The organism is Streptomyces sp. NPDC028419 (genome assembly GCF_055565515.1).
The window spans coordinates 117,514-127,475 of the sequence record NZ_JBVHUE010000027.1 but is presented as its reverse complement, the minus strand read 5'-3'; the positions used below and the strand labels follow the sequence as shown (position 1 = coordinate 127,475).

At 70.1% G+C, this 9,962-nt stretch carries 9 protein-coding genes; all 9 read right to left on the bottom strand.

Annotated features, from left to right (window positions below; translation table 11 throughout):
• Window positions 1-114 precede the first annotated feature (114 nt).
• On the bottom strand, window positions 115-1,590 hold the full coding sequence (locus tag ACZ4UB_RS28105) for a non-reducing end alpha-L-arabinofuranosidase family hydrolase (RefSeq protein WP_468074316.1): 1,476 nt from the start codon (window positions 1,588-1,590) through the stop codon (window positions 115-117).
• Window positions 1,590-2,378 (bottom strand): cupin domain-containing protein, encoded by a 789-nt coding sequence (locus ACZ4UB_RS28100; protein ID WP_468074314.1) that lies wholly within the window; start codon window positions 2,376-2,378, stop codon window positions 1,590-1,592. The genes ACZ4UB_RS28105 and ACZ4UB_RS28100 overlap by 1 nt, the downstream gene beginning before the upstream one ends.
• A complete protein-coding gene (locus ACZ4UB_RS28095; RefSeq protein WP_468074312.1) occupies window positions 2,330-3,190 on the bottom strand; it encodes a DUF6807 domain-containing protein in 861 nt (286 codons plus the stop codon). Before ACZ4UB_RS28095 ends, ACZ4UB_RS28100 begins: the two co-directional genes overlap by 49 nt.
• The gene (locus ACZ4UB_RS28090; RefSeq protein ID WP_468074310.1) at window positions 3,187-4,233 is read right to left on the bottom strand and encodes a Gfo/Idh/MocA family protein; all 1,047 of its coding nucleotides are present in this window, start codon (window positions 4,231-4,233) and stop codon (window positions 3,187-3,189) included. The genes ACZ4UB_RS28095 and ACZ4UB_RS28090 overlap by 4 nt, the downstream gene beginning before the upstream one ends.
• A complete protein-coding gene (locus ACZ4UB_RS28085; protein ID WP_468074308.1) occupies window positions 4,230-5,306 on the bottom strand; it encodes a glycoside hydrolase family 10 protein in 1,077 nt (358 codons plus the stop codon). The genes ACZ4UB_RS28090 and ACZ4UB_RS28085 overlap by 4 nt, the downstream gene beginning before the upstream one ends.
• Before the next feature lie 30 nt (window positions 5,307-5,336).
• Entirely contained in the window at window positions 5,337-6,668 is a 1,332-nt protein-coding gene (locus ACZ4UB_RS28080; protein WP_468074306.1) for a glycoside hydrolase family 30 protein, read from the bottom strand.
• A gap of 93 nt (window positions 6,669-6,761) precedes the next feature.
• Window positions 6,762-7,592: a carbohydrate ABC transporter permease gene (locus tag ACZ4UB_RS28075; RefSeq protein WP_468074304.1), complete on the bottom strand. Its 831-nt coding sequence runs from the start codon at window positions 7,590-7,592 to the stop codon at window positions 6,762-6,764.
• Window positions 7,589-8,566 (bottom strand): carbohydrate ABC transporter permease, encoded by a 978-nt coding sequence (locus ACZ4UB_RS28070; protein WP_468074302.1) that lies wholly within the window; start codon window positions 8,564-8,566, stop codon window positions 7,589-7,591. The genes ACZ4UB_RS28075 and ACZ4UB_RS28070 overlap by 4 nt, the downstream gene beginning before the upstream one ends.
• Before the next feature lie 4 nt (window positions 8,567-8,570).
• Window positions 8,571-9,863, bottom strand: coding sequence for an extracellular solute-binding protein (locus tag ACZ4UB_RS28065; RefSeq protein WP_468074300.1), 1,293 nt, complete (start codon window positions 9,861-9,863; stop codon window positions 8,571-8,573).
• Window positions 9,864-9,962: the final 99 nt, after the last annotated feature.

Below are 9,962 nucleotides of genomic sequence, written 5' to 3'. Positions count from 1 at the left end.
TTCCGTAGAGGGGGGGACAGAACAACACACACCGTGCAAGGAAACCTTGTTCCCCCCCCCCCCCCCCCCCCCCCCCCCCCCCCCCCCGGAGCCGCGTCGGATCGGGTCGCGTCGTCAGCGCTGCAGGGTCAGCAGAGCCGGCCGGTAGGGCAGGAGGCCGTAGTCGACGCCGTCGGAGCTGGGGCTGCGTCCCTGGTAGAGCAACTGCAGGTTGCAGGGATCGACGGTCATGGTCTGATCGGCGCTGGTGCGGATCAGTTCGCCGTGGCTGATGTCGTTGGTCCAGGTGGCGCCGCTGTTGGCCTTGCCCGCGAAGGGGTTGCCCTCGGTGGCGGCCTGCGGGGTCCACGAACCGTTCAGGCTGGAGGCCGTGAACGAGCGGAAGAAGCGCTGCTCGTTCGCCCCCCGGGCCTCGACGATCATGAGGTACTGGTTCTGGCCCTTGACCTTGTAGACCTGCGGCGCCTCGAACAGGTTCTTCACCGTGTCGCTCATGACCGTCGTGTACGAGGAGCCGAAGCTGCCCGGGAAGTTCCCGATCGGCATGCTCGCCCGGTAGATCTTGCCGTTGTCACCGGCGAAGAAGAGGTACATGTTCTGGTCGTCACCGATGATCGTCTGGTCGATGGGCGCCGCTCCGCCGCCGATGCTTCCGGAGAAGAGCTCCTGCGGTGATGACCAGCCGTTCGGGTTGGTGGGGTCGCTCGACGTCCGGAAGGAGAAGGCGGTCGCACCCCACTGGTAGGTGAGCACCCAGACGTTCTTCGGCGCGAAGTAGAAGAGCGTGGGCGCGACGGCGGAGTTCGCCATCGCGTTCTGGCCGGCCGATCCCATCTCCGACCAGTTGGTGAACGGGCTGAAGTTCATCGAGCCCCAGCTGTTCCCCGTGTCGTGGGTCGTGGCGTAGACGAGTTGCTTGCCGTTGTAGGGGACGACGGTGAAGTCCTTGAGCGAGGCCCACCCGGCGCGGGGCTGCGCCAGCGCGCCCGTCGAGCTCCAGCGGTACGTCGACGGAAGGACGCACGTGCCCGGGGTGCCGGCACCGACCTTGACGAGCTGCCACTGCTGGTTGGTGCCGCCCCAGTCGTCGTACTGGACGATGTTCGCGTTGTCGGCGGTGGAGCCGCCCTGTACTTCGAGGGCCTTGTTGCTGTGGCGCGCGATGAGCCGCACGTAGCCGTCCGGGCTGTCGGCCAGCCGCCACTGCTGGTTGGTGCCGTTCGCGTCGGCCCACTGGACGATCGCGGCGCCGTTCGCGGTGGACCCGTTCTGGACGTCCAGCACCTTGCCGGAGTGGCGGGACTTGAGGCGGTAGTAGCCGCCGCCGGAGTCGACGAACTGCCACTGCTGCTGGTTCTGGTCGTTCCTGGTCCACTGGGTGATGCGGGCGCCGTCGCCGGTCGCCAGGTTGTAGACGTCCAGGGCCTTGGCGCTGTTGCGGTTGACCAGTACGTAGGAGGCGTTGGTGTCGACGGCCGGCGCCGCGCCGGCGGGTTGCGCGCCGAGGAAGGCGACCAGGAGCAGCAGGGGTGCGAGGACGGCGAGCAGGCGTCGTCCCAGGTGGACCCGGGAGGGATGGCGGGACCGCATCAGAACTTCTCCTTCGGGGGGTGGGGGTGGGGTGAACCCGACGGGCCGCGGGGCGGACCCGTCGAGGGGGCGGGGACGGGGTAGGTGTGGAGGCGGCCGCACATGCCGAAGCGTGGGTGCTCCGGGCGCTCCAGCCGTGACACGCCGCCGTGGTCGAGGTGGGAGAGGTCGCCGGCCTTCAGCCGTTCCAGCTGCCGCCCGGTCGTGACGGCCGCGGCGAGGGCGCCGTCGCGCCAGCGGATCCGCCAGGCGTCCAGGAGGTCGCGCTTCAGGCGGTGGGCCGCGATGTGGAACTCCCCCAGCCCCCCTTCGCGCAGGGCCAGGAAGCCCTCCAGCGCCAGGTCGCGGCGGCGGCGGGCCGCCGCGGAACGGTCGCCGCTCAGGCCGGCCGCCCGGCGGTAGGCGTGCGGATCGGCCAGCACGGGGGCGGGGAAGGTGAAGACGGCGTCGCCCGCCTCGGGGAGGCCGCCGTTCTGCATGAGCACCACGAGGCGCAGGCCCCCGTCGTTGACGAGGCGGTGGACCGTGCCGGGGGTGAACCAGACGACGTCGCCGGGGAGCAGCGGGGTCGTCTCGAAACCGGAGGTGGTGAGGGTCTGGACGCTGCCCGCGCCGTCGATGACGACATAGGCCTCGGAGCAGACGAGGTGCATGTGGGGCGTGCCGCCGCACAGTCCGTCGGCGGCCTCCCAGTCGTAGACGGTCAATCCGGAGATCCCCACGCCCCCGGGGAGCGGGGTCACCACGGGTGTTCCGCGAGGTGACGGGACAGGCGCCCGGCGGTCCATGCCCCGTCGGCCACGACGATCCGGTAGCGGCGCGACAGGGTGTCGCCGGGGGCCAGTGGCAGTTCCTCGTCGAAGGCCAGGGACGGGTTGACGGCGGGCATGGGGTCGCTGCGGACGAACCAGTGGCCGGGGGTGTCGGGATCGTCCAGGAACAGGAGCGTGGAGGAGCGGTCGACCTCGTCGTGCGTGCCGATGAAGGCCAGCCGGTCGCCGCGCCCGCCCATCGCGGGGCCGATCACTTCGCCGCCGGTGAAGTCGCGCGGGCCGCGCCAGAACAGGCCGGTGTATCCGGCGAGTTCTCTGCCCTGCGTGCCGGGGCTACCGAACACGAGAGCGCTGTCGCGGACGTTGGTCAGCGAGGTGGTGACGTCCAGGGTCCAGAAGTCGGCCCCCACGTCGTGCGCGGTCAGCGTGCGGCGCTCGTCGATCCAGTGCTCCCCCGCCATCGTGTGCCAGGCCAGGGCTTCGGTGATCACGGCGCGGCCGCGGCCCGTTTCGGCGGACAGGGTGAGGCTGCGCATCGTGCCGAGGTTCGGCAGGTCCACGTAGCCGTGGCCGCGCAGGTAGGTGCCGCCGCCCCAGAAGTTGTGCCCCGACACCCACGACGCCGTGATCTGGATGCCCTTGTGCCAGCGGTGGTCGTGCGGCCGGTATCCGGTGACCACGTCTCCGGCGAGCGTGCGCACCGGATGCAGATAGGGCTTCGGCGCCTCGAAGGGGTCCATGACCGGTCGGTGCACGTACCGGAAGAGGTCGACGTCACGGGCCCGGACGGTCAACGAGCCCTCGTTCTCCACGAGTTCGAACGTCACCGGAACACCCCCGGGCGCCCTCCGGCGAGCGATCCGTAGAAGGGGTCGGCCGCGTCGATCTCTCCCCGCCGGACCGGCAGGCCGGTGAGGGCGGCCTTGTACAGCGCGGTGACCAGTTCCATGGTGGGCCTGCCGAGGTCGGGCCGGATCCCCGCCTCGTAGTCGTCCAGGAAGGCATCGAGCTGGGCGGTGTGCGAGCTGGGCACGTCCTGCGGCGGCTCCCACCGCACGGCCGGCGACCTCGTGGTGACGGTCCAGTCCGCGTTGGAGTAGCCGTACAGGTGCCGCAGCTCGACCGTGGCGTCGGTGAGGTCGAAGCGCAGGTAGCTCTCCTCGCGGGGGGAAAGGACGCTGTTGACGACGGTCGCGATGGCTCCGTTGTCGAAGCGGACCAGGGCCGCGGACACGTCCTCGGTCTGGATGTCGCGGGCGAGGCGGCCGGCCAGCGCGCGCACCTCGCTCCACTCCCCGAGCACCGCGAGCATCAGGTCCATCTGGTGGATGCCGTGGCCCAGGGTCGGGCCACCGCCCTCGCTCGCCCAGGTGCCGCGCCAGGGCACGTCGTAGTAGGCGTCGTCGCGGTACCAGGCCGTGACGCACTGCGCGACGAGCGGGCGGCCCAGGGCCCCGGCCGCGAGCTGGTGGCGCAGGTACCGGGCCCCCGAGCCGTACCGGTGCTGGAACACCGCGCCCGCGCGGGCGGGTCCTTCGGCGCGGCGGATCCGGTCGAGCTCGGCCAGCGACAGGGCCACCGGCTTCTCGCACCACACCCAGGCCCCCGACTCCAGGCAGGCCACGGCCTGTTCGGCGTGCAGGAACGGAGGCGTGCACAGGTGCACGAGGTCCGGGCTCTGCTCCTTGAGCATCGTGTGGAGGTCGGTGTGGACCGCGGGGATGCCGTGTTCGGCCGCGAACGCCCCGACGCGTGCGGCGTCCACGTCGACGGCCGCCACGATCCGGGCCCGGTGCGCCTGTGCGCGGAGGGCCGGGACGTGGCAGATGCCCGCGATCCCGCCCGTTCCGACGATCGCCGTCCTGATCATCCGCCCAGCACCTTCCTGATCGAGTGGTAGGCGGGCTTGGGGAGCAGGTTCTCGTCGTAGGGCAGCGCCGCGACCTCGCCGGGGAAGACGGAGGGGATCCACGAGTACTTGTCCGTGTAGTCCCAGATGGTGACGCCGACGCACTTCTTGACCGCCAGGCAGGCCGTGACGTAGTCGGCGTACCAGGTGGCCTGGGTGGCCAGCGTCGAAGGGGTGGCGGGGAGGGCCATCCGGATGTCGAGTTCGGTGACCGCCACGTCGAGCCCGAGGTCGGCGAAGCGCTGCATGTTCTGCCGGACGTCGCCGGGGAAGCCGTACTGGAGCGCCAGGTGGCCCTGGATGCCGAAGCCCTCCACCGGGACCCCGTCGGCCTTCAGCCGCTTGATCAGGGTGTAGTAGGCGTCGCTCTTGGGGCCGATGCCGTCGACGTTGTAGTCGTTGAGGTACAGCTTGGCGTGCCGGTCGGCCTCGTGGGCCCAGCGCAGGGCGTCGGCGATGTAGCCGGGGCCGAGCGTCTTGTAGAAGAGCGATTCGCGGTAGGTGCCGTCCTCGTTGAAGGCCTCGTTGACGACGTCCCAGTGGATCACCTGGCCCTTGAAGTGGCGGACCTCCGTCTGGATGTGGTTCTTGAGGATGGCGCGCAGCTCGTCGGCGCTCCAGGTGCCCTCGGTGAGCCAGGCGGGCACCTGGTTGTGCCAGACGAGGGTGTGGCCGCGGACCTTCTGGTGGTGGGCCTTGGCGAACGAGACGACCTTGTCGGCGTCGGTGAAGTCGAAGACGCCGCGCTCGGGCTCGGTGGCGTACCACTTCATGGCGTTGCCGGGGGTGGTCTGGCCGAATTCGCTGCCGAGGAGCTCGAGGTAGGCGGCGTCGGTGAACTCGGGGTTGTCGGTGGCGGAGCCGAAGTACTTGTGGTGCTTCGCGGCCAGCTCGCCGAGCGTCCTGGGCCGGGGCTCGGCGGCCGCGGGCGCGGGCGCCGCGGCGAGAGCTGCCGAGAGGCAGAGGGTGGCGGACAGGGCGGTGAGGATCCGGGACAGGGGACCGGGCAGGTGACGGGACAGGTGACGGGGCATGGCGGGCTGCTCCTCGGGGTGCGGGCGGATTCAGTCGAGGACGATCGTGGTCAGCGCGCGCGGGGCGAGCTTCGCCGTGAGGGTCGTGCCGTGCGCGGAGACGATGTCGGCCGGGCTGATCGAGCGGGTCCCGTCGGTGACGTAGCCCTCGGGGTGTCGGTCGTGCCCGCCGCGAAGGGAGAAGTCGGTGGAGCTCTCGGTGGTCGCGGTGTTGAGGATCTCGATCACGCGGCTGCCGTCGGCGTTGCGGAAGGCCGTGATCCGCAGGGCCGGGTCGGCGTCCGTGACCGGCACGCGGACGGCGCCGGGCCGGATGAAGCGGCTGAAGGCGGCCAGCGCCCAGTACCGCTTGGACACCCGGTAGTCGTCACCGGGGTCGGCGAGCTGGATGAGCCCCCGGGTCGCACCGAGGGACGCGCCGGTCCAGTAGACGTAGGCACTGGCGTTGCCGACGGTCAGGGTGTGCTGGATGTCGGCGGCGACGGCGAGACCGTCGTAGCCGCTGCCGTCGTCCCAGTTCTCGTTCCAGGTGGCGCCGTCCGGGGACCACTCCGACATCCACACGGGCTTGTCGGTCGGCTGCGGGACCGCGGTCGGCCCGCTGTAGCGGTGGCCGGTGACGGTCCGTACGGCCTCGCGGGCGGCGGGGTCCGCCTCGATGGCCCGGGTGTAGGCGACCTGCCGGTCCCAGCCGGCGGCGTCGCAGCAGACCAGCCCGGCCTTGAGTCCGGACGCGCGGGCGGTCGGCCCGAGCACCTTGAGGAAGTCGACGGCCTGCTGCGGGGTGAACCGCATCGAGGCGTAGGTCGCCGTCCAGTCGGGTTCGTTGGTGAATCCCAGGTCGGTGATCCCGATGCCTTCCTGGCGGTAGAACTTCGCATACTGCACGAGGTAGTTGGCGTAGGCACGACGCCATTCGGGCCGCAGCTCGCCGCCGTTGTTCTCGCTCCCGTTGGTCTTCATGAAGGCCGGGGCGCTCCAGGCGTCGGCGTAGAACCGCTCGACGCCGTAGGCCTTGGCCTCCTTGGCGAGCCAGACCTGGCCGCCGTCCCAGCCGTCCCAGACGTACCTCGGGGTGGCGTCCGGCCCGCCGGGATCGGTCGGCAGGATCGTCGGCATGTGGTCGTAGACCCTGTCGGTCGACGAGCCGATGCCCAGGCGCAGGATCGAGAGGCCCGCGCCCTTGTCCTGGCTGAGCAGCAGGTCGAGCACCTCGCGCTGCTTGGCCGGACCGAGGCCGCGCGCGCCGTGCAGCAGGTCGGCCCGCTGGAAGGCCATCGAGAAGCCGAACCCGTCGATGGGCTGGAGCGCGGCGCGGAAGTCGATGCCGCTCCGCGCGGGGGCGGGGGCGGGGGCGGCCACCGCCTGCGTTGTTAGCGCTAACAAAACAGGGAGTGCGAGGGCGATCAGGCGTTTCACAACGTCTCCTCGGGGGTGGAGGTCGCGCGGGACGGGTCAGCCCTTGGTGGCGCCCGCCGTGAGGCCGCCGATCAACTGACGCTCGGCGACGGCGTAGAAGGCGAGGGCGGGGACCATGGCGAGCACGATGTAGGCGAGGACGAGCGCGTAGTCGGTCGAGTACTGGCCCTGGAACTGCTGGACGCCGACCGGGATCGTCTGCCATTTCGGGTCGTTGAACACCAGCAGCGGCAGGAAGAAGTTGTTCCAGCTCGCGACGATCGACAGCACCGAGACCGTGCCGAGCGCCGGTCGCGCCATCGGCAGCAGGATCTTCCAGAAGAAGCGGAACTTGCCGCAGCCGTCCATGACGGCCGCCTCCTCGACCTCCGCCGGGATCGTCCGGAAGAAGCCGCGCAGGATGATGATCGTCATGGGGAGCCCGAAGGCCGCCTGCGGGAGGATCACACCGAGCGGGTTGTCGAGCAGGCCGAAGGTGCGCAGCAGCAGGAACAACGGCAGGACGGCCACCGCGAAGGGGAACATGAGCCCGATCGTGAACAGGGTGTAGAACAGCTCCCTGCCCCGGAAGGCGTAGCGGGCCAGCACGAACGCCGCCATCGCGGAGACCGCCACCGTGCAGCATGCCGTACCGATCGCGATGCCCGCGCTGTTGGCGATCTGCCGCCAGAAGGTCCCGTCGCCGAGGATGCCGGTGTAGTTGCCGGTCTTCCAGTGGTGCGGCAGCCCGAACGGGTTGGTCGTCAGCTCGCCGGTGCTCTTGAAGCCGGACACCACGGCGTAGAGGAGCGGCACGACGACGAACCCGGCGATCAGCCAGACCACGGCGTGCAGCGACAGGCCGCGCGCCGCCCGGCGGGCGTTCATCGGCCACCTCCCGAGGTCACGGCCCCGCTCAGGTCGCGGCGGAGCACGTACCGCTGGTAGAAGAGGGAGAAGACCAGGCTGATCATGAACAGCACCACGCTGATCGCACTGGCGTAGCCGACCTGGTAGCGCTTGAACCCGTACTGGAACATCGAGATCGCCATCGTCTCGGAGGAGTGGTTGGGCCCGCCCGCGGTCATGACCCAGACCAGGTCGAAGAGTTGGATGGCCCCGATGACCGAGAGGAAGGCGCTGATCCGGACCGTCGGGCCGAGCAGCGGCAGCGTCACGTGCCGAAAGCGCCGCCACGCGCCCGCGCCGTCGATGGAGGCGGCCTCCAGGATCTCGCTCGGGATGCCCTGCAGTCCGGCGAGGAAGAGCATCATGTGGAAGCCGAAGTACTTCCAGGTCATGACCACGAACAGGGTCGGCATGACCGTCGAGGGATCGGCGAGCCACGTGCCCCGGAGCTCCTCCAGGCCGAGGGCGGCGGCGAGGTGGTCGGCCATGCCCGCACCGGGAAGGAAGATCATCGTGAAGAGGACCGCCGTGACCACCTCGGACAGGATGTACGGGGCGAAGAACAGCATCCGGTAGACGGCGCGGCCGCGCAGCCGCTGGTTGAGCAGGACCGCGGTGCACAGCGCGAAGGGCAACTGCACCGTGAGCGACAGGGCGATCAGGTACAGCCCGCGCCCCAGATCGCCGAGGAAGACCTGATCGCGGAAGATCCTGGCGTAGTTCTCGAAGCCGATGAAGTCGTCCAGGGGGCCGACCCCGCCCCACTTGAAGAAGCCGGTGTAGACGGCGACGACGATCGGGGCGAGGACGAAGACGAGGAAGAGGACCAGGGCCGGGACGAGGAACCAGGCGACCGACGCCCAGCTTCCGAGCCCGCGCAGGAGCGAGCGTGCCGGGGCGGGCGGGCGCGCCGGGACGGCGTCCTTCGTCGGCTCCTCGAGCAGGACGGACACGGAGCTAGGCACCCTTCGCAGCCTCCGTGATCGATGTGGTGACCTGCTCGGGCGTCTTCTTGCCCGCGATGAGGTCGGCGACGCTGTCGTTGACCTCCTGGCCGACCGCCGGCGGGTAGGCCTGGTCGAGGAAGAGCTGGAACCCCGTCGCCTTGATCAGACTGTCGGCGACCACCTTTCTGTTGGGCTCCGTGAGCTGGCTCTCCGCGCCCTTGACCACGGGCAGGTAGCCGTTGGAGGCCAGCAGCTTGGCCTCGTTCTCCAGGACGAAGAACTTCAGGAAGTCCAGCGCCTCCTTCGGGGCGCCCTTGCGCAGCGCGAAGGCGCTGCCTCCGCCGAACACCTCGGTGGCCTTGCCGACGCCGCCGTCGACCGTGGGGAAGGGGAAGAAGCCCAGGTCCGCTCCGAGGTCCGCGCCCGCGTCCTTCTGCACCGACGGCGCCCACTGTCCCATCAGCTCCATGGCGGCCTTGCCGTTGCCCATGGTCGCGGCCTGGCCGCCGGGGGTGGAGTAGCCGGCGCCGAGGAAGCCCGTCTGGAAGGGCTGGAGGTCGACCAGTTCCTTGAGGTGGGCGCCCGCCCGGACGAAGCCGGCGCCGGTGAAGTCCTTGGTGGTCGCGGCCCGCTGCAGCGCGGGGAGGCCCGCGACGCGCATCGCGAGGTAGGCCCAGTAGTAGTGGCCGGGCCATTTCTCCTTGCCCGCGAGGGCGATCGGCGTGACGCCCGCGGCCTTGAGCTTCTTGACGTCTTCGAGGAACTCGGCCCAGGTGGCCGGCGGAGCGGTGATCCCGGCCTGGGCGAAGAGCTTCTTGTTGTACCAGAAGCCGACCATGCCGACGTCGTAGGGCACTCCGTAGGTGCGCCCCTCGAACTGGTAGGCCTGCAGCGAGACCGGGGTGAGGTCGGACGACCAGCCGAACGCCTCGGTGAGGTCCTCGACCAGCCCCGCGTCGACCTGCTGCCGCAGCACGCCGCCGCCCCAGGTCTGGAAGACGTCGGGGAGTTTGCCCGATGAAGTGGTGGCCGTCAGCTTGGACTTGAACGCCTCGTTCTCCAACGAGGTCGTCTTGATGGCGATGTTCGGGTGGGCGGTCGTGAACGCCGAGGAGATCTGCGGGAACAGGGACTTGCCCGGCTCCGTCGTGGCGATGTTCCACCACGCGAAGGTCACCTTGCCGTCGGCCGCCGCCCCCGAGCCGGAACCCCCGCCCCCGCAGGCCGCGGTGAGCGAGACGGACAGGGCGCTCAGACCCGAGAGCGCGAGGAAGCGCCGTCGACTCGGGGGTGTGCTGGCCATGGGACCTCCGGGGTGGGGAATGCCGGTGGGGACGTCGAAAATGTTTCGTAACATTCTTGAATTCGTGCTGCCACAAACTAGGAACATGCAGCCCTCCGG

What these genes read in the sequence shown, in the direction of transcription:
- ACZ4UB_RS28075 (WP_468074304.1), bottom strand. Translation starts at nt 7,592, where the DNA reads ATGAACGCCCGCCGGGCGGCGCGCGGCCTGTCGCTGCACGCCGTGGTC.
- ACZ4UB_RS28090 (WP_468074310.1), bottom strand. Translation starts at nt 4,233, where the DNA reads ATGATCAGGACGGCGATCGTCGGAACGGGCGGGATCGCGGGCATCTGC.
- ACZ4UB_RS28065 (WP_468074300.1), bottom strand. Translation starts at nt 9,863, where the DNA reads ATGGCCAGCACACCCCCGAGTCGACGGCGCTTCCTCGCGCTCTCGGGT.
- ACZ4UB_RS28105 (WP_468074316.1), bottom strand. Translation starts at nt 1,590, where the DNA reads ATGCGGTCCCGCCATCCCTCCCGGGTCCACCTGGGACGACGCCTGCTC.
- ACZ4UB_RS28085 (WP_468074308.1), bottom strand. Translation starts at nt 5,306, where the DNA reads ATGCCCCGTCACCTGTCCCGTCACCTGCCCGGTCCCCTGTCCCGGATC.
- ACZ4UB_RS28100 (WP_468074314.1), bottom strand. Translation starts at nt 2,378, where the DNA reads ATGGACCGCCGGGCGCCTGTCCCGTCACCTCGCGGAACACCCGTGGTG.